The following is a 23,186-nucleotide window of genomic DNA, read 5'->3' on the forward strand; positions in this document are numbered from 1 at the left end:
AGAGGCAACCCGGAATCAAAACAAGGGGCGAACGAAAAGAACATGGCAACAAACACCAAAAGAAAAGAGTCCATGGCAGACAGGGTTTACGAAGCCCTGAAGGACGACATCTTTGAGTTCCGCCTGATCCCCGGTGACAAGTTCAGCGAGGGCGATGTGGGCACGCGCCTGAATGCCAGCCGCACGCCGGTGCGGGAAGCGTTGTACCGGTTGCAGCGGGAAGGCTACGTGGAGGTGCTGTTCCGCAGCGGCTGGCAGGTGAAGCCGTTTGATTTCCGGCAGGTGGAAGAGCTCTACGACCTGCGGATCACCCTCGAGAGGGCCGCGATGCACAAGATCTGCGGCCTGGACGAGGAGCCGCCGGCCATTCGCACGCTGACAGCCATCTGGAACCCGGACCACCCCTCCGAGAGGGCCGTCGGCAGTACCGTGCGGGCGCTGGACGAGAGCTTTCATTGTGACCTGGTGGCTGCGGCCGGCAACCGGGAGATGACGCGCATTCACCGGGAGATCACCGACCGGCTGCGGATCATCCGGCGCCTGGACTTCACCCGGGACGATCGGGTGGACGCCACCTACGTGGAACACGCCGCCATTCTGGAAGCGTTGCGCAGTGGCATGGCCACCGAAGCCGCCGACCGGTTGACCCACCACATTCGCGCCAGCCAGAAAGCGGTTCGCGAGATCACCATGGAGCGAATCCGCGAGGCCGCAGAAGCTCACCGCAACGGGCAACAAATTGCCCCGCAGACCCCTTAAACACTGAACTCACGTTCATTTTGAGAGCCGCCGAAAAGCTTACAGGTTCGTAAGATATATCTCACAAACCCCGACGCCATTGTCCGGTATTGTCCGATCCGGCTCCCGGTAGAATGATCAGTGTCAGGGATGACAAGCCAGCATGGAACGTTGGCTCAAGGACGAGAGCTTCAAGGATTGAGGCTTCACGGATGGAAGCTTCATGGATAGAAGCATCAGGGATGAGAACTCCAGGGATTTGGAGTTACCCGAAGGATCGGGATGCACAGGGATGACCACAGGGAAGACGCGCTCAGGATGAGTCGCACGCCTGAAGGACCAGGCAGGGGTCAGCCACGGAAACGGGGATTACAGGGAATGTGATCCCGTCCGTGCACTTCCTTCGCTCGAACACACCCGTCTCTGTTTTGTCACAATACGCTTCTGCTGCTTTGCGCCCTGGCACACAACCAAAAACGCAAATCTCAGGAGTACATTCCATGAACCGCACCCCCCTTTTCGCAACCCTCGTATTGCTGTTCAGCCTGGTGACCGGCTTTGCCCAAGCCCAGGACGCCGCTGTTAACATCAACACCGCCGATGTTGCCACCCTGGCCAGCCTCAGCGGGATTGGCGAGAGCAAGGCCGAAGCGATTGTTGCCTACCGTGAAGCCAACGGCCCGTTCGCGGCAACAACTGACCTCGCCAACGTGAAAGGCATTGGCGAGGCCACCCTGGCGAAGAACGCTGATCGCCTGACTGTTGAGTAACACCCCCGGGGCAGCGGATTCCACCGCTGCCCTTTTTAGCCCTTCGTTTTCCGCCCATCTTTGCTTTCCCTCCCTAGCCTCCGACTGCCCCTAAAGTCGTCTGGCAACGCCCGCTTCACCACCCTATTATTGCCGGATAACAATCCAGAAAATTCGAGCGTTGGCCCATGGTTGATCCCATCAAGGTTTATCCGTCCAAACCTTCCAAAGTCTATTTCTACGGCACCTGCCTGGTGGACCTGTTCTACCCCGATGCGGGCATTGCCGGTGTGGAGTTGCTGGAGCGGGAAGGCATTGAGGTGCTGTTTCCCCAGAACCAGACCTGCTGCGGGCAACCGGCCTATACCTCCGGCTACCACGACCAGGCCCGGTCGGTGGCCCGCGCCCAGCTGGACCTGTTTCCGGAAGACTGGCCCATTGTGGTGCCCTCCGGCTCCTGTGGCGGCATGATGCGCAAGCACTACCCGGACCTGTTCAAGGACACCTCCGACGAGGTGAAGGCGGCCGAGATCGCCGGGCGGGTGTGGGAACTGACTGACTTCCTGCTCAACGTTTGCCATATCAAACTGGAAGACCTCGGCGAACCCACCACCGTGGCCATGCATACCTCCTGCTCGGCGCGCCGGGAAATGGGCGTGGCCGAAGTGGGCCCGAAGCTGCTGGGCCAGCTGAAGAACGTGAACCTGGTGGAGCAGGCACGGCCGGAGGAGTGCTGCGGCTTTGGCGGGACCTTTGCGGTGCGCCATCCGGAAATCTCCGGCGCCATGGTGAGCGAGAAGGTAGACACGCTGGTGGACGCCGGCGCCCAGCGGTTTGTGACGACCGACTGCGGCTGCCTGATGAACATTGATGGCTACGCCGAGAAGAACCAGAAGCCGGTTCGGGGCGAGCACATTCTCAGTTTCCTCTGGGCACGGACTCGAGGTGAAGGCAATAAGGGAGGGCACCAGTCATGAGCGAGACCGCCGAGCGCACCGGCCACCACGTTGATGTGAAGGAGTTCTACCCTCGCGTTCACGCGGCCATTCATAACCCCAAGATCCGCAAGAATTTCCGCAGCGCCATGGACGGGCTTATGTCCAAGCGCAAGAACGCCTTTGACGGCTGGGATCTGGAAACGCTGCGGGATCTGGGCGCCAACATCCGCCTGAAAGCGCTCGCCAACCTGCCGGATCTGCTCGAGCAACTGGAGCAGAAGCTCACCGAGAATGGCATCAAGGTGCACTGGGCGGTGGACGGCGACGAGGCGTGCCGGATTGTGCGGGACATCTGCAAGGCCCGGGATGCGAAGACGGTGATCAAGGGCAAGTCCATGGTCTCCGAGGAAATGGAGCTGAACCATTACCTGGAAGAACAGGGTATTGAAGCTCTGGAATCGGACCTGGGCGAGTACATTGTGCAACTGGCCGATGAGACGCCCTCGCACATCATCATGCCGGCAATTCACAAGAACACCGGTGAGATCTCGGAGCTGATGCACGAGAAAACCGGCACCGATCTCTCCAACGACGTGGAGTACCTGACCGCCAGCGCCCGCCAGCAGTTGCGGGAGAAGTTCATGAACGCCGATGTGGGCGTGTCCGGGGTGAACTTCGCGGTGGCCGACACCGGCACCCTGTGTCTGGTGGAGAACGAGGGCAACGGCCGCATGACCACCACCGTGCCCAAATGCCACATTGCGGTTACCGGCATCGAGAAGGTGGTGCCCTCCATGGCGGACGTGACCGGTCTGCTGGCCCTGCTCACCCGCTCGGCCACCGGCCAGCACATCACCACCTACTTCAACATGATTTCCGGGCCCCGCAAGGCCGAGGAGCTGGACGGCCCCGAGGAAGTGCACGTGGTGTTGGTGGATAACGGCCGCTCGTCCATTTACCAGGACGACGAGCTGCTGGACACCCTGCGCTGCATCCGCTGCGGCGCCTGCATGAACCACTGCCCGGTGTATACCCGCGTGGGCGGCCACGCCTACGGCACCACCTACCCGGGCCCCATTGGCAAGATCCTGATGCCGCACCTGATTGGCCTGGACGAAGGCCGGCACCTGCCCAGCGCCTCCAGCCTGTGCGGCGCCTGCGGCGAAGTCTGCCCGGTGAAGATTCCCATTCCGGACCTGCTGGTGCGCCTGCGCCAGGAATCGGTGGACGGCGACCAGCTGCACCCGGCCAAGGTGCGTGGCCATGGTGCCAAGCGCAGTTCGACGGAAGCGCTGATCTGGAAAGGCTGGGCGTGGATGCATGCCAGCCCCGGCGTGTATCGCCTGGGCACCGGTGTTGCCAGCAAGTTCCGCGCCCTGCAACCCTCAAAAGTGGGCGCCTGGACCGATTACCGCACGGCGCCGAAGCTGGCCGCCAAAACCCTGCATCAGCGCATGAAGGAGCGTGGACAATGAGTTCCCGGGAGACGATTCTGCAGCGACTGCGCAACCGCACCGGTGGCGAGCTGACCGCGCCCGAGTGTGATTTCTCGGTGCTGGAGCGGCCGGACTGGACCACCGCCGAGCGGATCGAGCGGTTCGAGAAGATGATCGAGTCGGTGCACGGCGAGGTGCACCATTGCAGCGAGGACAGCTGGATGGACCGGTTGGCCGAGTTGCTCGGCACCCGCGGGGCACGGAACCTGCTGATTCCGAAGCAGCATGAGATTGGCCAGGCCCTGCGCAACGCCGGCCGGGACGACCTGCCGGAACTGCTGATTTACGACGAACCCATTGAAAGCTGGCAGGCCCATCTGTTCAACGAGGTGGATGCCTCCATTACTTCCACCCGGGGCGGCATTGCCGAAACCGGCTCGCTGATCCTGTGGCCAACGCCGGATGAGCCCCGGCTGATGAGCCTGGTGCCACCGGTTCACGTGGCCGTGCTGAAGGCCTCGGAGCTCTACACCACCTTCCACGAGGCCATCCATGCCCAGAACTGGGCCGCTGGCATGCCAACCAATGCCCTGCTAATCTCTGGGCCGTCCAAAACCGCCGACATCGAGCAGACTCTGGCTTACGGTGTTCACGGTCCCAAAGAGCTCATTGTGTTGATGATTGAATGATCCAAGGCGCCCTGTTGATCGCCCTGGCAGCCCTGCTATGGGCGACCACGGGCATTGTTGCGAAATTCCTGTTTACCGGTACAGAGCTGCAGGCCATTACCCTGGGCTTTCTGCGGCTGGCGGTGGCCTTGCCGTTTTTCTGGCTGCTGATGCGCCGGGAGCAGGTGCGCCTTGAGCGCGCGCACCCCGGCGCCCGGGTGCCCGGCAGCTCTCTACGCAGCCTGACCCGTAAGGCGCTGATTCCGCTGGCTGCTCTCGGCCTGTTCCAGGCGTTCTACCAGGGCAGCTACCTTCTGGCCGTGGACCTCACCGGCGCCGGCATCGCCACGCTGATTGCGCTCTGCCTGCCGCCGGTACTGGTGGCTATTCTCGCTGCGCCGATTCTGGGCGAGAAGCCGGGGCTGTTAACCGTACTCTCGCTGATCGCCGCCATTGCCGGCACCGCCATGCTGGTACTGAGCGACATGGACACCAGCGGCACCCTGCGGCTCGCCGGCATTCTGATGGCGCTGCTGGCCGCTTGTGTGTACACCGGGTTTACCCTCACCAGCCGCTACAGCTCCGCCGGCACGCCGGTGTTCACCACGGCCTTTATCTGTTTTTTCACCGCAGCCCTGATTCTGCTGCCCGTAGTCGCGCTGAGCGGCGGTTTCGAGGGGATGGCCAGTCTGGAATTCCGGCACTGGCTGATGGTGGGCTACATTGGCGTGGTGCCGACCTGCATTGGCTATGTGTGCTTCTTCACGGGCATGAAGACCACACCGGCCACGCTCTCCAGCATTATCGTGACACTGGAGCCACTGTTTGTGGCGCTGCTGGCGTGGATTTTCCTGGAGGAAATTCTAGGGCCCATCGGCATTGCCGGCGCCCTGATACTGACTGCCGCGGTGATTGTGGCTTCCCGCTACGGCAGCAAACCCGCGGCCGGCCAGGAGGCCGGCGCGGATTAAACGACCTCAGTCGTCCTTGCGGTTTCTTTCGAGCATGTCCGGCTGCAGGATTTCAATCCAGTAGCCGTCCGGGTCTTTGATAAAGGCCAGGCCCTTCATCTTGCCGTCGTCCGGCTTTTTAACGAACTCGACACCGAGCTTTTCAAAGCGGTCGCAGGCGGCGTACACGTCTGGAACAGCAACACCGATGTGGCCGAAGCCCTGTGGTTCGTCATTGCCGTTGTGGTATCCAAAATCGTTGTCATCCTCGGTGCCCCAGTTGTGGGTCAGTTCGAGCACCGCTTCACGGCCGAAGGTGTAGGTGGTGCGGTGGGCGTCGTCCTGCGGCACCAGGCCAGCCTGGCGGTCGTCCAGGTATCCCAGGAAGTACAGGGTGAACTTCATTTCCGGGAAGTCCAGTTTGCGCACCAGGCGCATGCCCATTACCCGGGTGTAGAAGTCCATGGAGCGCTCGGGCTCCTTGATGCGCATCATGGTCTGGTTGAAGACGTAACCTTCGGTTTCGGGAACTGGGTCGTCGTGAAGGCCGGGGGCCTGTTCGAAATGCTTGGGCATTGTGTTTTCCCTTTTTGCCGCGGAGTTCAAACCATATACCTGCGTGCGTTTCAGAGGGATTTCAAGGGCGGGGAAAAGAGCGCGAAAAAAGACCCCGGGGCCAGAGACTAACCGCCGGGGTCCTGAGGGCCGGTTTATTGCCGGCGGTTCTTCAGAGACGCTCTGAAGCTTTGGGGGCCTTCGAGTACAGGCCGATCCGGGTGTGGAGGTTGGTTCCTTGCCGATCTGAACCTGGGGGCTGGCCGGGGCATGAGGGGGCTATTTCTTCCGGGAAGCCGAACTCGCTTTGCTCAGACATTCGTTTCCCTGCAGAAATAACCCCCTCACACCCCTGCCGCCTCACTTTGCTGCCGGCATCCTGGGAAAGACAGATGACGACTTCTTTTTTGTCGGTTAACTCGCCAACTGGTGTTCTTCGCCTTTGTAGTAGGCCTCCACTCTGGAGTTCATCACCCGCCGCCAGAGTGGTGGGAACAACGCCAGGACCACCATGGCGGCGTAGCCGGCGGGTAATTGTGGGGCTATGTCGTGGTCGCGGAGGATCTGGTAACGGCGTTTGGCCCAGGCGTGGTGGTCGCTGTGGCGCTGGAGGTGGAACAGGAAGACGTTGGTGAGGAAGTAGTTGCTGTTCCAGCTGTGTTCGGGGGTGGTGCGTTCGTAGCGGCCGTTGTCGAGTTTTCTGCGGTGCAGGCCGTAGTGTTCGAGGTAGTTGACGATTTCCAGCAGGGTGAAGGCGATGAAGCTCTGGCCCAGGAAGAACGCGGCACCGAGCCAGCCGAAGGCGAGGGTGAAGACCGCCAGTACCAGGGCGCTGATGCTGTACCACCAGATCAGTTCGTTGCGCCAGCTGAGGGCTTTATGGCCCTTGCGTTGCAGGCGTTCGGCTTCCAGCTTCCAGGCGTTCAGGAAATTGCGCACATAGGCCTGGGGCAGGAAGTTGTACAGCGATTGGTTGTAGCGGGACGAAGAGGCGTCTTCCGGAGTTGACACATGCACGTGGTGCCCTCTCAGGTGTTCAACCTTGAAGCCGGCGTAACACACCAGAGCCAGCAGGAAGCCGCCGGCGCGGGTTTCGAGTTTGTCGTCTTTGTGGATGAGTTCGTGGGCGACGTTGATGCCGAGGCCGCCGACGATGCCGATGGAGAAGATCCAGCCGATACCCCCCACCAGGTTGAAGGTGCCGGACGCCAGTTCGAGCATGCTCCATACCAGCAGCACCGCAAAGCCGGCTACCCAGCCCAGGGTAATGGCTTTGTAGAAGCGCTCGCCGACCATCTGCGGCACGTCGCTCTCTTCATCGGGGTTCAGGGAATCCTTTCCCAGCAGCATGTCCAGCACTGGAATGATCCCGAACACCACTACCGGCACGCCCCAGGAGAACAGGTTAACAAGGTCTGTGGCCTGGCCCGCGGCCAGCAGCAGGGGCGGCAGTACCAGGGGCACCATGGCAATCAGGTAGCTGTACTTTTTCAGGGTCAACAGTATGCGCCGGCGGGTGGCCTCGCGGTGGATCGATAGCTGGGTTGTGCTCATTGGGCTCTCCATCGGATTCATACCTTTGAATGCGTGTTGGTGAATCTCCGCTCACCTGTCATTTTTTGCATTATTGTCCTACAATGCATCAGTCGTCAATCATTGGCAGGCAACTTTTTTGACAAATCTCAGGAACGCCGCCGAATCAGGGCGTTGGGGCTTGCACCTTCAGAGGCTGTGATAAACTCATGCGCACGCATTTCAACGATGGCCGGACTGCCAACGAGGCCGGACCGTTTTTACGACCTGTTCAGAGAGCCTTTATGGATTTTCAGGTGCCAAACACCCTGGCGGAGCAGATCGCCAACTACCTGGCCGAGCGGATCATGACTGGCCAGATTCGCCCCGGGGAGCGTATTCAGGAGGCCACCCTGGCCGGGGAGCTCAAGGTTAGCCGCGCGTCGGTAAAGGAGGCCCTGTACACGCTGGAGCGCTGGCATCTGGTGGAGAACACGCCGCGCAAGGGCGCCTCGGCCACCCGGCTGGACTCGGCCCATGCCTCGGAACTGTATGACGTGTATATGCACTTGCTGATGATGCTGGCGGTGCGGCTGTGCGAGCGCTGGCAGGAGAGCGACAAGCCGAAGATGCTGGCGGCGGTGAACAATGCGGTGGAGCGGATGAAGTCGTCAGCGGCGGATATTTCAGCGGTGGTTGAGGCGAGCTTTGAGGTGATGGAGGCCTGCTGCGAGGTGGTGGGCAATCCGTATCTCACGGAGGCGTTGTCGAATTTCAAGCCGGCGGTGAGTCGCGCCTATTATCTGAGCGCCGATCGTTATCGGCGGGGCCTGGCGCAGACCAGTGAGTTTTTTGCCAATCTGCCGCAGGCGGTTCTGGCGCGGGATTCGGTTAAGGCGCAGGCGTTGATTCGGGAGTTTGCGGAGCATCAGAAGGCTTTGATTCAGCAGGCTCTGGGCGCCTGACCGCGCTGTAGCCCTTCATACATTGGAGCATGCAAAGCAGGCGGGACAAGCTTCCAAAACACGCTGTGAATACGTCCCTGTACGCTTGGCTTCGCCATCCATGGCTCCGCACAGTTTTGGAAGCTTGTCCCGCCCGCTTCGCCCCTAACCCTCTGCTGGTGTCCGGGTGTGACATCGCTCACAGATCTTTCTTTCCTCGCCTCGTATCGTAACAGTCTGTAACAAACCAAAGATTCCGCTGCATTGGTTGTGCTGTCCCCCTGCGGCCCGGGTAGTGCCTGTTCGCTCCCGTTGATAACAACAAACCAGACTTTTGGGGCCACCATGACTCAGTCCTCTGCCTGTCGTCGAAACACCCTGCCTTCCACGCTCTCGCTCTGGGTGCTTGCGTTGTCGCTTCCTCTGCCGGCCATGGCGGAGTTCCGGCCGTTGGACGATGGTGCGATGTCCGGGGTAACCGGTCAGGCCGGGGTGACCATTGAGCTGGAAACGAAGCTGAGCATTGACCGTCTGAGCTGGACCGATGAGGGGTCCCTGAATGTGAACGGGCTGAGGTTGTCGGGGCAGAACGATACGGTGCTCGATAACATGAAGCTGACGGTGGATATTGCCGGCGACGGTGAGGTGCTGGAACACGGCTTTTCGGAGATTGCCCGGCGCGCTGATGCCGGGTTGTTGGACCCGACAGATCCGGATGTGGCCGATGCTCTGGCGAAGTACTCCGTGGCAGGCTCTTTTGGCAAGCAGTTCAACAGTGGTGATCTGGTGATGCACTTGGGTGCGATCGACTACGGCGATCCGGCCAGCATTGACGATTATCTGCAGGCGGTGGATTTCGAGCTGGCGGTGGAGAGCATCACCGCCTCGGGCACTGAGGGTTCGGCCACGTTGTTCTCGGATGTGCTGTTGCAGGGTTATGTCGGGCCCACGGATCTGGTCATCCGTAATGGCGGCACTTCTTCACGCACCCTGGCGAACGGTAATCAGGTATCGGGCTCTGAGTTGCAGCTGGATACCCATTTCGAGATTACCAACGGTAGCCTGAACTGGGATGCCGCTGATCTGCTGTTCGTATTCAACTTTGCCGCGGTTGGCATTGAGGGGCTGCAGATTCACAACCGACGGGGCGATGACACGGTTGGCCATTTCGGCATGGCCAGTGCCACGGCCAAGCTGTCGCGGGGCACCAGCGCCGCGTCCGGTAACGATGGCCTGTCGATTCACGAGGTGGAGTTCCGGGCTGACATCGATATGCCGGTGTTCAAGATTGGCGGCACCAGTATCGGCAACGTCCAGTTCACCGACTTTGCCATTACCGACACCACGATGATGGTTTATGGCCACTAGGCCGACACTGGACACCCACCACACCCTACCCTGTAAACTGCCCGTCTCACTCTGACGGGCAGCCCATGACGGACTCAACGGACATTCAGTATTCCAGACGCGCTTCGAGTCGACGGCTCGTGGTGTTCAGTCTGCTGTTTCTTGCCCTGACCTTTGCCGGGCTGTACACGGTGTACGATCAGTTCGCCGGCCGCAGCATCACCTTTGATGACCGGCTGATCGCCCCCGGCACGCTGCTGTCCGTGGCCGCCCTGTTACTGGTGTACTTTGTCTCCGACGGCTTGCGCCTGTACTTCACGCTCCGGGCTTTGGGGCACAGGGTGCCGTTTCCGGCCATGTGCCGGCTGGTGTTTATCAATCTGTTTTTTTCCAATATCACGCCCATGGCCACCGGGGGCGGGTTTGCCCAGATCTGGTACCTGCACCATCACGGCGTGCCGGTGGGCCGGGCCACCGCCGCCACCACCATCCGGACCATTCTGGCGGTGCTGTTCATTTTCTCGCTCACACCGATATTCCTGCTGACCCTCAAGCCGCTGGACGGCAATTCCATTGCCGGCGACATTGGCACGGCACTGGCGGTGCTGATTATTCTGTATCTGGGCTTTTTCCTGGTGCTGCTGTTCCGCACCCACTGGCTGATCGGGCCACTGACCCGTGTGTTGCTTACCGCCTGTCGACTGCACCTGATCAGCGAACAGAGGCACCGTCGCTGGCAGTTCAAGGCGCGCCGGGAGATGCTGCGTCTGTCCCGGAGTTTTGGTGATTACCTGCGGGGTGCGCCCCGGTATGTCTGGCTGTCGGTGCTGTTCACGGCGGTGTTCCTGCTCAGTCTGTTCAGCTTTCCGGCGCTGCTGATGCATAGCCTGGACTACAGCGTGGACTACGTGATGTCGGTGGGGCTGCTGGTGGTCACCACGTTTGTCATGTATTTCTCACCCACGCCCGGGGCCTCGGGCATTTCCGAAGGTGTCTTCGGCAGCTTCTTCCGGGATATCCTGTCTGCCAACCATCTGATCCTGGTGATCGTGTGCTGGCGGTTACTGACCATCTATCTGGGCATGATCATCGGGCTGGTGGTGCTGCAGAGGGAGCTCGTTGCCAACCGGAGGAAAGCCGGATGATGTTCCGCAATCCACTCAAGCTTCTGTTCTACCTGTGTGTACTGGCGGTGGTTCTGCTGGTGGGCTACAAGGTTTACCTGAACCTGTTCACAGAGAACTTCGAGGGGGTCCACACCGAACAGGTGGAGCGGATTCACCGGCAGGTTCAGGCTGGAGAGCCGTTCAGCTTTGCGGTGGTGGGTAACATCAACAACTCGGTTGGAGTGTTCGAGGACCGGATTATTCCGCAGCTCAACCAGTCCGGCATCGATTTCATGGTCTCCGCCGGCAACGCCGTCAGTGGCGGCGGTGAGGACAAGTACCGGGCCCTCTATGGCACCCTGAGCCACCTGGACATTCCCTATCTGCTCACCTTCGGCGCCCATGAGTACGAGGATTTCGGCAGCTTCCGGTTCTATGACCACTTCGGCCCGCACTTTTTCAGTATTGAGGCGGGCAGCAGCCGTCTGATTTTCCTGGACAGCACCGGCAAGACTCCCTGGCGCTGGCAGATCCGCTGGCTCAACGACCTGCTGGCCCAGGATACGTCCAATGCCCGGATCCTTTTCATTGGCCATCCGCCGCTGCAGCCCGATGAGAACGCACCGTTTGATCGCCAGGCCGACTACCTGGCGCCGCCCGAGTTTCGGGATGCGCTTTTGAAGGCGATCAGTGACCACGATGTGGACCGCGTGTTTTCCTCCAACCTGTCGTTGTTCTCAGAGAAAACCGCGGCCGGCACCACCTTCATTACCACCGGCGGGGCCGGCGGCCTGGTGATGAATAACGACACCAGCTTCTACCACTACGTGCGGGTGAGTGTGAGTGCCGAGGGGGAGGTAAGCCACAGCCTGCAGCGCCTGGAAATCGGGCAGCACCCGATACTGAAGCGGCTGGAGAGCCTCTGGTTCTTTATCTACTCGCTGTTCTACACCGGCTATCTCAATTTCCTGCTGATTGTTGCGCTGTTCGCCGCCCTGGCCATCAAACTCTACGGCGCTATTTTCATCGCCAAGGATTATTACCCGGATTACGACCTGGACCCCTCGCCCTGGCTGGAGAAGCCCCTTCGCATTGCCATGTTCACCAACAATTATCTGCCCTTCATTGGTGGCGTGCCCATTTCCATTGAACGGTTGCGGCGCGGCCTGGAACAACTGGGCGACAAGCTGCTGGTGGTGGCCCCGCGATACAAGGGCCAGCCGGAGGCCGAATCCCACGTGCTTCGGGTACCATCACTGCTGGCCATGGGCGAGAAGCGGGAATTTCGGCTGGCCAATATATTTCTGGCCCGTATCCGCAAGCGGGTTCGGGCCTTCAAACCGGACATCATTCACCTCCACCATCCCTTCTGGCTGGGCTCCCTGGGGCTGTTCGTGGCCCGCACCCTGCGGGTTCCCGCGATCTACACCTACCACACCCGGCTGGAGCACTACGCCCATTTCGTGCCCCTGCCAGGCATGCTGTTCCGCAATCTGATTTCGCACGCGCTGATCAAGCGCTTTGCCAATAAGTGCGATGGTGTGATTGTGCCCACCTACTCCACCGAGGAGTACCTGCGCATGATCGGGGTGAAAACACCCACGTTTGTGCAGCCCACGGGCATTGAATACCAGAAGTTCCAGGATGTCCGGCACGAGGACGTCGAGGCGTTGCGCAAGCGGTTGAAGCTTCACGATGAGAAGGTGTTTATCAGCGTCTCCCGTCTGTCCAACGAGAAGAACATCGACTTCATGATCGAGGCGGTTGATGCCCTGCGTCGGGAAACGAGCGTGCCCTTCCGCTTCCTGATGATCGGCGACGGGCACCAGCGGGATCGGCTGCAGCAGAAAATCGAGGACCTGGGACTGCAGGAACACTTTACCCTGGTAGGCGCCGTGCCGCCGGATGAAATGGCCAACTGGTATCGGCTGGGAGACGCCTTCCTGTTCGCCTCCATATCCGAAACCCAGGGCATGGTGATCCTGGAGGCCATGGCCGCGGGCTTGCCAGTGGTGGCCGTGCGCTCCAGCGGTATCGAGGACGTGGTCCGCCACGGCCACAACGGTTTCAAGACACCGGAAAAGCAGGACCAGTGGCGTGCCGAGGTGAAAAAACTGCTGGAAGACGAAGCGCTGCGTGGCAGGCTCTCCGGCCAGGCCCTGGAGTTTGCGCGGGATTACTCCGTGGAACAGTTCGCCCGGGACGTGCGCGCCATCTACGCCACCACCCTGGCGATGTTTGCCAAGAAACGCAAAGGTTCCGGTCGCCTGGGCAAGCAGGAAAAGTGACGGTTTTCGGGGCCGGCCTGATCGGGCTAGACTCAATACACGTATTACAGAGACGTTTTAACCACTGTCTCGATACGACTCGACTCGTTACAACTGGAGAGTAACCGTGAGCGGCATCCCCGTTGGAATCAGCACCTGCCTGCTGGGCAAGGAAGTCCGCCATGATGGCGGCCATAAGCATTCCCGCTACTGCACCCAGGTGCTGTCGAAACATTTCGACTTCCGTTCCATCTGCCCCGAGCTGGAAGCGGGCCTGGGCGTGCCCCGCCCGGCGATTCACCTGCGCGAATACAGCGACGGCCTTCGCCTGATTGAAACCAAAGGCACCGCCGACCATACCGGCGCCATGCAGGACTTTATCGACCGCATCCTGCCGTCGCTAGCCGATCTTCGGGGCTACATCCTGATGGCCAAGTCCCCCAGCTGCGGCATGGAGCGCATCAAGGTGCACAACGAGGACGGCCAGGTAACCCGGCGCGACGGCCGCGGCATGTTTGCCGAAGCCCTGCTGCAGGCCTACCCGCTGATGCCGGTGGAGGAAGAAGGCCGCCTGAACGATGACATGCTCCGTGAAAACTTCATCGAGCGGGTGTTCGCCTACGACGACTGGATGCAGAATGTGGCCGGCGAGAAGCTGTCGGCCAAGGCGCTGATCGAATTCCACACCCGCCACAAGTTCCAGCTACTGGCCCACTCCGAACGGATCTACCGCCAGCTTGGCCCGATGCTGGGGGACCTCAAATCCGAGCCACTCGAAACCATCGCCGACCGTTACATTCACCAGTTCATGGAAGCCATGAGCCAGAAGGTGAGTCGGGGCTCGCACATGAACGCCATGCAGCACCTGATGGGCTACCTGCGGGATTCCCTGGGCGATGAAGAGCGCAAGGTGCTGCTGGAGCAGATGGAGGCCTACCGCCGGGGCGAGGTGCCGCTGGTGGTGCCCATGACCCTGCTGCGTATGGCCCAACGCCGGGAACCGGTGGATTACCTGCACAGCCAGCAGTATCTGACGCCTTACCCTGACGAGCTTGGGCTGCGGAACAACGTCTAGATCAGAAACCGTAGAGCAGCGACAGCGAGGTTTCGGTGTCGGTATCCTCGGAACCGGCCGGCGGGTCGGACAGATGCTTGACCCGGAACGCGGCCTTCATGGACAGGTTACCCACCACGTTGGCCTGCAGCGAGGTCTCCGACTCGGTGATGGTGTTGTTCTCGTCCAGACCGATTTCCGTGCTTAGCCTCTGGCGAAACAGGGCATTTTCAGACAAGGCATAATCAAATTGCCCGGCCAGACGGGCGATGGCCTCTTTCTCGGCGTCCTCGCCCCGGGCGTTCACCATCTCCAGTTTGTTGTAGCGATAACCGGCACCGGCCGAGAGATCAAGGAAGGAACGCTCTCCGGAATTCCAGACCCGCTGACCGTAACCGGTTGTCAGTGAGGATTCGAAGTCGTAGCCGGAAAAACGATCGTCCTCGTAGGCGCCCCGGAGAAACCAGTACTGGTTCTCAGAGAACTTGTAGTTGGTTTCCAGCGTCGCCAGGTACTTTTCGGCGGTGGTCTCGTCTTCGGTTTCCGAGTAATTGGCGCGGAACTCGCCGGTGTTGCGCCAGGTTTCGACTTCATGGATCAGGCCCAATCGACCCTTGATGTTGGTCTCCTCGGTATTGCCGGAGGTGATCAGCACGCCCAGCTCGGTCTCACCTTTCCAGTTATCGGCGTCCTGCCCGAAGGCAAGGGGCGTGAACACAACGGCGGTGACGGCTACGGCCTTTCGTAAATCCATGAAGTCTCCCTGTTGGTTGTCCGGTCAGGCGCCCTCTGTGTTCCTGGCCTGTTCTCCGGCCATGCTTTGACGGGCCTGACGTTCTCTTTCGGCCTTTTTCCGGGCCTTGCGCTCGGCAATGATGCGCGCCGCTTCGCCGCCCACATGGGCTTCGCCACGCCCCTCCGCCAGACGCATCTGGCGCTCACGCTCGGCAAAGCGGGCTTTCTGTTCCTCGGTCAGTGAGTCAACGCACTGGTGGCAGCTCACACCCTGCTCGTATTCCGGACGCTGCTTGTCCTGCTCGGTGATGGGCCGCCGGCACGCGTGACACTGATCGTACTCGCCACGCTCAAGCTTGTGGTTCACCGTGACCCGGTCATCGAATACGAAGCACTCTCCGTGCCACAGGCTTTCTTCCTCCGGCACCTCTTCCAGGTACTTCAGGATGCCGCCTTTCAGGTGATACACCTCTTCGAAGCCCTGCTCTTTCAGATAGGCCGTGGATTTCTCGCAGCGGATGCCGCCGGTACAGAACATGGCCACCTTCTTGTGTTTGGCAGGATCCAGGTTCTGCTTCACGTATTCCGGGAACTCCCGGAAGGTATCGGTGGCCGGATTGACGGCATTCCTGAAGGTACCGATCTCTACTTCGTACTGGTTGCGGGTATCCACCAGCACCACGTCCGGATCGGAAATCAGGTCGTTCCACGCCTTTGGTTCCACATACGTGCCGACGATGCGCTTCGGATCGATGCCCTCCACACCCATGGTGACAATCTCTTTCTTGAGCTTCACTTTGGTGCGCTTGAACGGCTGGATGTCCACAAATGACTCTTTGTAGTCGATGCCATCGAACCGCTCGTCGCTGGCGATCCAGGCCTTCACGGCATCGATGCCCTCGCGGCTTCCGGCGATGGTGCCGTTGATGCCTTCACGCGCCAGCAGCAGGGTGCCGTGCACGTCTTTTTCAAGCATCAGGTTCAATAAGGGCTGACGGAGGGATTTGTAATCATTCAGGACTGCGAACTTGTACAGGGCGCAGACAACGACGTTGTTGCTCATGTTTGTCTCCTGCGGGCCGGACCGTAAATCCGGAGCATGGGTTCTGGGTTGTTTTCAGAGGCCGGAGCCTGAGAGGGCGCAAATTTTAACCAACTCAGGCTCACGATCAAGTGTCACTGTTGCTGCTCGCCTGCCAGTTCACGCTCAACTAAGGCGGAGAGCTGGCCCCAGCCGGGCCGTGTCAGACGGATGTTGTCCACCAGCACCGTCGGGGTGCTGGTCACCCGAAGCTGCATGGCCACCTGGCGGCTCTGTTCGACCGCCTCGCGGTGCAGTTCCGTGGTCATGCACCGGCGGAAGCGGCGTTCTTCCAGGCCAAGATCCGTGGCGTAGCGGGTGAAGGTGGCCACCGGATCGTTGGAGCCACTCCATTCCGTCTGGGAATCGTAGAGGCGATCGTGCATGGCCCAGTAGGCATCCTGATCACCGGCACAGCGGGCGGCCTGGGCCGCGGGCATGGCGTTCTCGTGCTGCTGGAGGGGCAGATCGAAATAGACAAAACGCACCTTGCCGGTGTCCACGTACTCCTGCTTCAGCTGCTTACTGGCCGAGGAGAAACGGCCACAGGCCGGGCACTGGTAATCAGCAAACTCCCGGACCACCACGGGGGCGTCCTCAGGACCCACGGAAATACCGAACTGGTCCAGTTCCGACGGGAAAGGTTCGGCGTTGGGAGCCGCTACCGGCAGCTCATCGGAGGTAGGCTCTGGAGAGGAGGTCATGAAGGATAATCCGAACACCACAGCAGCCAATATCAGGACGGCCACGCCGATCATCAGGGGCTTGTTGGATTTGCCCTTGCGGGGAGCCGGGGCTCCGGTTTCCTTGCGTCGTTTTGCTTCACCCATGAAGGGCTCCTTTTTGCTCTGTTTGTTCTTCCGGCGTGACGGAGTAATTAGCACGCGACCGTTTTCAGCGCCGGCGGGGCACGCTAAGATCCTTTATATCCTACAAAAGTTCCAAGAAAAATTAAGGAAACCTCATGCCATTGCCCGCACTGCTGAAAGATACCCTCTCCCTTCCCCTGGTGGCCGCCCCCATGTTTCTGATCTCCGGCCCCGCGCTTGCCCTGGCCTGCTGCAAGCAGGGCATTGTGGGCAGCTTTCCAGCCTTGAACCAGCGCACCAGCGAAGGCTTTGAGGACTGGCTGGTCCAGATGAACGAGGAACTGGCAGCGTTCCGGAGCACGCACCCGGATGTAAAGACGGCACCTTATGCCGTGAACCTGATCGTGCACCGAACCAATCCCCGCTGGCAGGCGGATCTGGAGCTGTGTGTAAAGCACCAGGTGCCCATTGTGATCACCTCCCTGGGCGCCGCCAGCCAGGTGGTGGAAGCGGTGCACAGTTACGGCGGCCTGGTGTTCCACGATGTGACCAACCAGAAACACGCGCGCAAGGCGGCTGAGGCCGGTGTGGACGGAATCATTGCGGTGGCTGCCGGTGCCGGAGGCCACGCCGGCACCATCAATCCGGTGGTGCTGGTGCATGAGATTCGCGAGGTGTTTGACGGCACCATCTTGTTGGCCGGGGGGCTTTCTCACGGAGAGGATTTGCTGGCCGCCCAGGCCCTCGGTGCGGATCTGGGTTACCTGGGCACGCGGTTCATCAACACCACCGAATCCCAAGCCGACGACGCCTACCGGAACATGATCATTGAGGCGGTATCGGCCGACATCATCCACACCCCGGCCGTGTCTGGCGTGCCTGCCAGCTTCATGCGCCAGAGTCTGGAAGCCGCCGGCTACGCCATGGACCGCCTGAACCAGGCGGGCGAGGTCAACTACGGCGAAAAGCTCAAGCCCATGGACGACGAGGCCAAAGCCTGGAAAACCGTGTGGTCGGCAGGCCAGGGTGTGAGCCAGATCCATGACGTGTTACCGGTCGCGGATCTGGTCCGCCGCCTGAGCGAAGAATACGGGCAAGCCCGGGCCAGGCTGCTCTCAACAACCTCCTGAGGCTTTCCTCAAACGTGGAACTGGGAAGCTTTCTCCTGCAACGAGGCCAGCGTGCGGGCAATCTGGCCACTGGCTTTGTCGGAGCGTTCGATGGCTTGAACCGTCTCCTGCGAGGAGCTGGCAATGTCGGCGACGCTGGTACTGACATCGCTGGCCTGCCGGCCCTCCTCCTCGGCAACCGAGGCCGTGGCCAGGGCACGCTCCTGAAGACTGCCAAGCAGCTGGTTGATACGCTCGAAGTGCTCGTCTGCCCGGCGGAACTCCGATGACGACTCCGCCACCTGGCCAGACACATCGCCTATGGCGGTCACCGCTTGCTGACTGCCTTTCTGCAGGCGCTCGATGATGGTCTGTATCTCCGTGGTGGATTCCTGGGTCCGGCTGGCCAGGGTGCGTACTTCATCGGCCACTACCGCAAAGCCCCGACCGGACTCCCCGGCCCTGGCCGCCTCGATGGCGGCGTTCAGCGCCAACAGATTGGTCTGCTCGGCAATGGCGCCGATCACCGACAGCACCGAGCCGATTTCCTTGCTCTGGGCATCCAGCTGGTTGACCGCCTCGACGGCCTGCTCGACATTGCGCACCACCTGGTCCAGCCTGTGCCGGACATCCCGGGAAATACCAGCGGTGGCCTCACTCTCGGAGCTGACGTTACTTACCGAACCGGCGATTTCCTGAATGTTGCCGGCCACCTCGGCAATGCTCCGTGACATGGTGTCCATGGTGCCCGACACCTCGGCCACGGCCTGCTCCTGACGATTAACGGCAGCCACCGCCTGCCGGCTGATGTCGCCCTGGCTCTGGGCCTGGCCGGCTGCCGACTCGGCGGAGGCGCGCACTTCGGCCACCAGCTCCTGGATCCGGGCAATAAACCGATTCACGCCTTCGGCCATGTCGGTCAGCTCGTCCCGGCCTTTCATCGCCACACGTCGGGTGAGATCGGCCTCGCCATCGGCGATACCCCAGATCGCGGAACTCAGCCGGAACACCCTGGGCAGCAGGCCGCCGCCCAGCACCAGGGCCACCAGGACGATCAGCGCCACCGCCGAGCCGATGGCCAACAGCGAAAGATTGGCCGAGAGGCTGGAGGCCTCCGAATTCAGTGCTTCCACGGTGCCTTCCATGCGCGAACGGGTGTTGGCATCCATGGCCGCCAGTTGCTGCTGAAGTCTCTGGTTCACCTGCTCGGTTTCGGCCTCCAGGGTATCCCGCAGAGCATTGATACTGCCGGCAATGGTGGCACTGAATTCTTCTTCCAGGGCGGCCATATCCCGGTTTATACCTTCCAGTGACAGTCCCAACTTCAATTCGCCGATGGCCGAACCCTGGGGCGCAATATCCGCCGAAATGATAACGACGTTGGGGTCACGGCTTGCCGCATCCAGGACCCGATTTGCCGCACCACGGCCTTCCCCCTGCTCCATAAGAGTGCGCACCCGGTCATCGGAACGGTCCACATAGCGGGTCAGGCGCTCGCCGTACTGGTCGTAGTAAATGGCGAACAACACCGACTCCCGGGCATCCGCCAGCTCCACCAGATCGGTCAGCCGGGGAATATCGCGATCCCAGATCAGGGGTGCTGCAACCGCAGCGAGAACGTCCGCCAACCCCTGGGCCTCGGCCATGACGGCACTGCGCACATTACCGGCCACCCGCTCCTGTTGCTCCATCTGCTGGCGGGTGAGTTCCTCTGCCAATTCCTCGGTGGTCTTCTGCCGCATGGTCTCCAGGCGGGTGCGTACGTCCTCGCGTGTGTCACCGAAGGATGCGCTCACCTGCTCGCTGCTGGCCTGAAGGGCGGTACCGGCAGTCGCTACCAGACGCTCGACCTGGCTGGAGATCAGCCACTGGCTGACCAGTACCTGCACCAGGCCTGCGACCACCAGAACAATGAAAACCGGTCGGAGAAGGCGGCTTGAAACCAGCCGCCGAAGGAACTCAAAGGACATACGGACCCCGCTTTTGTGCAAACTCTGTGCGTCCTGCACAACGCAGCGGCCTCCTTGCCTGTTGAATATCCGAATGTATAGCAAAACCCGGGCCCAAAAAGGACGCTTTTGTGTACGGGTTTTGTTGTCAGTCGTAAACCTTGCACGCCATTCTGGTTCGGCCACAATCAATGGATGAACTTTCTGGCGCAGGCAGCGTAAACCGTTCAACAGTTATTCAGAACAGGTACCGAATATGCTCGGCTTCTTGAAAGGCGATCCGAAGAAAAAACTGCAGAAGGCGTATGAGGACAAACTCGCAAAGGCCCTGGATGCCCAGCGCAACGGCGATCTGCGTACCCATGGCACGCTGATGGAGGAGGCGGAGAAGATCTACGCCGAGATTCAGGCGCTGGACGAGAAGAAATCCTGATGCGCTATTGGGGGAGTGATTACTCCCCCATCAATTGACGGATACGGTGATTGAGACGTGCCACCTCCCTGCGCATGTCCTCGACTTCGTCCAGCAGCTCCAACGACATGGCAAGGCCCGGCAGGTTCATTTTCAGATCCCGCTGCAGCCGCTGGGCTTTGCGAAGTCTTGCGAGCGAGGCAACATCGAACTGCCATTGCCGGGCTTCGGCGACATCCTCGATCGGCGAGATGATGCCGTAATCCACCAGCTTGATAACAAACTCTGCATGGCACTCGCCACGTTCGCAGATTTCATGCAGGGTGAAGCGGGTCCCATTCGGGTCAACCACTTCCACCGTTACCATACGATCCTGCTTGCTCATCCCTTACCCCCGCTTACACGTGAAGCTTGCTGCGTGGATTGAACTGCTTCTCCGCCTCGGCCAGTTGCTGGTACAGCTTTTCGGCCTCCGGGCTGTGCTTCTCCGGCATGGTCACCTGCAGAACCACAATCTGGTCGCCCGGGTGCTTGCCGGGGAAGCCCTTACCCTTGAGCCGCAGCTTGCGGCCGCTGGTGGAACCCTTGGGCACTTTCACGTTCACCTTCGAGCCCACGGTGGGGACGGTGACGGTGGCACCGAGAGCCGCCTCCCAAGGTGCGATGGGCACGGTCACCACCACATCCCGGCCTTCGACGCTGAACTGGGGATGCGGCGCAAACTCCACCTCGATGAACAGGTCACCGGGTTCACCGCCGCCGATACCCGGCGAGCCCTGGCCTTTCAGGCGGATATGCTGGCCTTCCCGCATGCCGGCAGGAATCTTCACCTTGAGGGTTTTCTGGCGCGGCATCACCCGGCCGTGGCTGTCGGCCTCGTGCACGGTAAACGACACCTGCTTCTCACAACCGTGAAAGGCTTCTTCCAGGAACAGCGCCAGCCGGGCGTGCACATCTTCGCCCCGCATGCGCATGTTCTGGCGGAAGCCACCGCCACCAAAGCCGCCCCCGAAATCACCGGAGAAGCCACCACGGCGACCGCCACCGAAGATTTCCTCAAAGAAGTCACTGAACTGGCGGGCGTCGGCCTCGGTGTAGCCACCACCGCCGAAGCCTGAGGCGCTCTGCCACCCGGGCGGCGGCTCGAAGGAACCGTCGGCACGGGCCCCGTATTTGCGCAGCTGATCGTACTCTGCCCGCTTTTCCGGGTCCTTGAGCACTTCGTAGGCCTCTCCCAGGTCCTTGAACTTGGTGTCGGCGTCTTCTTCCTTGCTGACATCCGGATGGTATTTCCGGGCCAGCTTGCGATAGGCCTTTTTGATTTCCTCGGCGGAGGCCGACTCACTCACACCGAGGACGGCGTAATAGTCCTTGAAGTCCATGGCGCTCCTTATTGATCGTCATAACCTCTGGTTACAGTCTGTTCTGATATCTGTTTGCCTCTGATACCTATAGTTGACGCTTGCCGAAAAAATACAAGAGATCGGTGAATGATCAGTGCATCAGAGTTGCGTCAGATCAAACATCAGACAGCCGTGGTAGTCCGTATGGCAACCCGCTCGCGTAACCGTCACACTGTCAGGCTTTTCGTTTTATCTTTTCGGGGAGTACCCGGTTTGAGCAGTGAACCTGTGACAAGACTTCGGATCTTTCTGATCGAGTTTGCCCTCGCCCTGGGCGGCTTCGCGATCGGTACCGGCGAGTTCGCCATCATGGGGCTGATGCCCAATGTGTCCACGGATCTTGGGGTCACCGAACCCCAGGTGGGCCACCTGATCAGCGCCTACGCGCTTGGGGTGGTTGTGGGCGCACCGCTGCTCGCCGTGATTGGCGCCCGCTTTTTCAGGAAACAGCTGTTGATCTGGCTGATGGCCTTTTACGCGGTGGGCAACCTGGCCAGCGCGCTGGCCGATGACTACACCGGTGTCATGATCGCGCGTTTTGTGGCGGGCCTTCCCCACGGGGCGTATTTCGGGGTCGCCTGCCTCGTGGCAGCGTCACTTGTGCCGGTGCACCAGCGTGCCAAGGCTGTGAGCCGGGTGATGATGGGTCTGACCCTGGCGCTGCTGTTCGGCAATCCGCTGGCTGCGTGGATGGGTCAGTCGCTGGACTGGCGCTACGTGTATTTCTTCGTGGGGCTGATTTCCGTGGCCACCCTGAGCCTGGTGATCTTCGTGCTGCCGCTGGACCGGCAGGAAAAGCGCCAAAGTCCGTTCAGTGAGCTCCGGGCCTTCAATCGCGCGAGCATCTGGTTTGCCCTGGCCATTGGTGCCATCGGTTTTTCCGGCATGTTTGCGGTGTTCAGCTACCTGGCGCCGACTCTGCTGGAAGTAACCCGGGTTGATGAGTACTGGATTCCGATTGCCCTGGCCGTGTTCGGCCTGGGCGGTTTTACCGGCAATCTCTTGGGCGGCTGGCTGTTCGATCGGCTGGGATTCCGGGCGGTTGGTGTGATCCTGCTGCTAAGCGCCTGCATTCTGCTGGCGTTTCCGTCCACTACTGGCACGCTGCCGGTGCTTCTGGCCGCCTGCTTCCTGGTGGCCATGATGGGTGCTCTTGGGCCGGCCCTGCAGACGCACCTGATGGATGTGGCCCATGGCGCCCAGAACCTGGCGGCGGCCTCGCATCACGCCGCATTCAATGTCGCCAACGCACTCGGGCCCTGGCTCGCGGGCATGGCCATCACTGCGGGCTTTGGCTGGTCTTCGACGGGCTATGTCGGCGCCACGACGGCAACCATCGGGCTGCTCATCTTCCTGGCGGCCTGGCGCCACAAACAAAAAGGCCCCCGCAATGCGGAGGCCGATTCGGTTCCGGTCTCTTAAGC

At 60.8% G+C, this 23,186-nt stretch carries 22 protein-coding genes; 14 read left to right on the forward strand and 8 right to left on the reverse strand.

Translation table 11 applies throughout. The features are described 5' to 3' along the window. Positions 1 to 72 precede the first annotated feature (72 nt). The 6 genes from BM344_RS06615 (at position 73) to BM344_RS06640 (ending at position 5,500) form a co-directional block, all read left to right on the forward strand. Complete coding sequence (locus BM344_RS06615; RefSeq protein ID WP_228143565.1) at positions 73 to 759, forward strand: GntR family transcriptional regulator; 687 nt, start codon at positions 73 to 75, stop codon at positions 757 to 759. Positions 760 to 1,238: 479 nt separating this feature from the next. Continuing rightward, complete coding sequence (locus tag BM344_RS06620; protein ID WP_091987446.1) at positions 1,239 to 1,508, forward strand: ComEA family DNA-binding protein; 270 nt, start codon at positions 1,239 to 1,241, stop codon at positions 1,506 to 1,508. Between the two features lie 167 nt (positions 1,509 to 1,675). Then, on the forward strand, positions 1,676 to 2,464 hold the full coding sequence (locus BM344_RS06625) for a (Fe-S)-binding protein (protein ID WP_091987449.1): 789 nt from the start codon (positions 1,676 to 1,678) through the stop codon (positions 2,462 to 2,464). Beyond that, on the forward strand, positions 2,461 to 3,900 hold the full coding sequence (locus BM344_RS06630) for a LutB/LldF family L-lactate oxidation iron-sulfur protein (protein ID WP_091987450.1): 1,440 nt from the start codon (positions 2,461 to 2,463) through the stop codon (positions 3,898 to 3,900). Before BM344_RS06625 ends, BM344_RS06630 begins: the two co-directional genes overlap by 4 nt. Next, a complete protein-coding gene (locus BM344_RS06635; protein ID WP_091987452.1) occupies positions 3,897 to 4,550 on the forward strand; it encodes a LutC/YkgG family protein in 654 nt (217 codons plus the stop codon). Before BM344_RS06630 ends, BM344_RS06635 begins: the two co-directional genes overlap by 4 nt. Beyond that, a complete protein-coding gene (locus BM344_RS06640; RefSeq protein WP_091987453.1) occupies positions 4,547 to 5,500 on the forward strand; it encodes a DMT family transporter in 954 nt (317 codons plus the stop codon). Before BM344_RS06635 ends, BM344_RS06640 begins: the two co-directional genes overlap by 4 nt. A gap of 6 nt (positions 5,501 to 5,506) precedes the next feature. Here BM344_RS06640 and gloA read toward each other — a convergent pair whose 3' ends face one another. Both gloA and BM344_RS06650 read right to left on the reverse strand, forming a co-directional pair. Then, positions 5,507 to 6,055 (reverse strand): lactoylglutathione lyase, encoded by a 549-nt coding sequence (gene gloA, locus BM344_RS06645; RefSeq protein ID WP_091987456.1) that lies wholly within the window; start codon positions 6,053 to 6,055, stop codon positions 5,507 to 5,509. A 393-nt stretch (positions 6,056 to 6,448) separates the two neighbouring features. Next, positions 6,449 to 7,588, reverse strand: a complete 1,140-nt coding sequence (locus BM344_RS06650) for an alkane 1-monooxygenase (protein ID WP_091987458.1) — start codon at positions 7,586 to 7,588, stop codon at positions 6,449 to 6,451. A gap of 263 nt (positions 7,589 to 7,851) precedes the next feature. On the opposite strand from BM344_RS06650, the gene BM344_RS06655 reads away from it, so the two are divergent. From BM344_RS06655 to BM344_RS06675, 5 genes are all read left to right on the forward strand, one after another. Continuing rightward, a complete protein-coding gene (locus BM344_RS06655; RefSeq protein WP_091987460.1) occupies positions 7,852 to 8,511 on the forward strand; it encodes a GntR family transcriptional regulator in 660 nt (219 codons plus the stop codon). Between the two features lie 324 nt (positions 8,512 to 8,835). Then, on the forward strand, positions 8,836 to 9,858 hold the full coding sequence (locus BM344_RS06660) for a DUF6160 family protein (protein ID WP_091987461.1): 1,023 nt from the start codon (positions 8,836 to 8,838) through the stop codon (positions 9,856 to 9,858). A gap of 65 nt (positions 9,859 to 9,923) precedes the next feature. Beyond that, on the forward strand, positions 9,924 to 10,982 hold the full coding sequence (locus BM344_RS06665) for a lysylphosphatidylglycerol synthase transmembrane domain-containing protein (protein ID WP_091987464.1): 1,059 nt from the start codon (positions 9,924 to 9,926) through the stop codon (positions 10,980 to 10,982). After that, a complete protein-coding gene (locus BM344_RS06670; protein WP_091987467.1) occupies positions 10,979 to 13,231 on the forward strand; it encodes a glycosyltransferase in 2,253 nt (750 codons plus the stop codon). Before BM344_RS06665 ends, BM344_RS06670 begins: the two co-directional genes overlap by 4 nt. A gap of 106 nt (positions 13,232 to 13,337) precedes the next feature. Further along, a complete protein-coding gene (locus BM344_RS06675; RefSeq protein WP_091987470.1) occupies positions 13,338 to 14,285 on the forward strand; it encodes a YbgA family protein in 948 nt (315 codons plus the stop codon). Between the two features lies 1 nt (position 14,286). Here the strand turns inward: BM344_RS06675 and BM344_RS06680 are convergent, their stop codons facing one another. The 3 genes from BM344_RS06680 to BM344_RS06690 all read right to left on the reverse strand — a co-directional run bounded on the left by BM344_RS06680 (position 14,287) and on the right by BM344_RS06690 (position 16,910). Continuing rightward, positions 14,287 to 15,018 carry a DUF481 domain-containing protein gene (locus BM344_RS06680; RefSeq protein ID WP_091987472.1) on the reverse strand — a complete coding sequence of 244 codons (732 nt, stop codon included), beginning with the start codon at positions 15,016 to 15,018 and terminating at the stop codon, positions 14,287 to 14,289. A gap of 24 nt (positions 15,019 to 15,042) precedes the next feature. Continuing rightward, positions 15,043 to 16,062, reverse strand: coding sequence for an oxygen-dependent tRNA uridine(34) hydroxylase TrhO (trhO, locus tag BM344_RS06685; protein ID WP_091987475.1), 1,020 nt, complete (start codon positions 16,060 to 16,062; stop codon positions 15,043 to 15,045). Positions 16,063 to 16,175: 113 nt separating this feature from the next. After that, the gene (locus BM344_RS06690; protein ID WP_091987478.1) at positions 16,176 to 16,910 is read right to left on the reverse strand and encodes a DsbA family protein; all 735 of its coding nucleotides are present in this window, start codon (positions 16,908 to 16,910) and stop codon (positions 16,176 to 16,178) included. A 134-nt stretch (positions 16,911 to 17,044) separates the two neighbouring features. On the opposite strand from BM344_RS06690, the gene BM344_RS06695 reads away from it, so the two are divergent. Continuing rightward, on the forward strand, positions 17,045 to 18,019 hold the full coding sequence (locus BM344_RS06695; protein WP_091987481.1) for an NAD(P)H-dependent flavin oxidoreductase: 975 nt from the start codon (positions 17,045 to 17,047) through the stop codon (positions 18,017 to 18,019). Between the two features lie 8 nt (positions 18,020 to 18,027). Here the strand turns inward: BM344_RS06695 and BM344_RS06700 are convergent, their stop codons facing one another. After that, the gene (locus tag BM344_RS06700; protein WP_091987483.1) at positions 18,028 to 19,968 is read right to left on the reverse strand and encodes a methyl-accepting chemotaxis protein; all 1,941 of its coding nucleotides are present in this window, start codon (positions 19,966 to 19,968) and stop codon (positions 18,028 to 18,030) included. Positions 19,969 to 20,203: 235 nt separating this feature from the next. Between BM344_RS06700 and BM344_RS17505 the strand changes: the two genes are divergently transcribed. Beyond that, entirely contained in the window at positions 20,204 to 20,380 is a 177-nt protein-coding gene (locus BM344_RS17505) for a DUF6435 family protein (RefSeq protein WP_139229632.1), read from the forward strand. Between the two features lie 19 nt (positions 20,381 to 20,399). On the opposite strand, the gene BM344_RS06705 is transcribed toward BM344_RS17505, so the two are convergent. Together BM344_RS06705 and BM344_RS06710 are read right to left on the reverse strand one after the other, a co-directional pair. After that, complete coding sequence (locus BM344_RS06705; RefSeq protein ID WP_091987485.1) at positions 20,400 to 20,744, reverse strand: chaperone modulator CbpM; 345 nt, start codon at positions 20,742 to 20,744, stop codon at positions 20,400 to 20,402. A gap of 13 nt (positions 20,745 to 20,757) precedes the next feature. Then, a complete protein-coding gene (locus BM344_RS06710) occupies positions 20,758 to 21,741 on the reverse strand; it encodes a DnaJ C-terminal domain-containing protein (RefSeq protein ID WP_091987487.1) in 984 nt (327 codons plus the stop codon). A gap of 234 nt (positions 21,742 to 21,975) precedes the next feature. Between BM344_RS06710 and BM344_RS06715 the strand changes: the two genes are divergently transcribed. Continuing rightward, positions 21,976 to 23,184, forward strand: coding sequence for an MFS transporter (locus BM344_RS06715; protein WP_228143566.1), 1,209 nt, complete (start codon positions 21,976 to 21,978; stop codon positions 23,182 to 23,184). Positions 23,185 to 23,186: the final 2 nt, after the last annotated feature.

The sequence above is a fragment of the Marinobacter gudaonensis genome, from assembly GCF_900115175.1.
Lineage (GTDB): Bacteria > Pseudomonadota > Gammaproteobacteria > Pseudomonadales > Oleiphilaceae > Marinobacter > Marinobacter gudaonensis.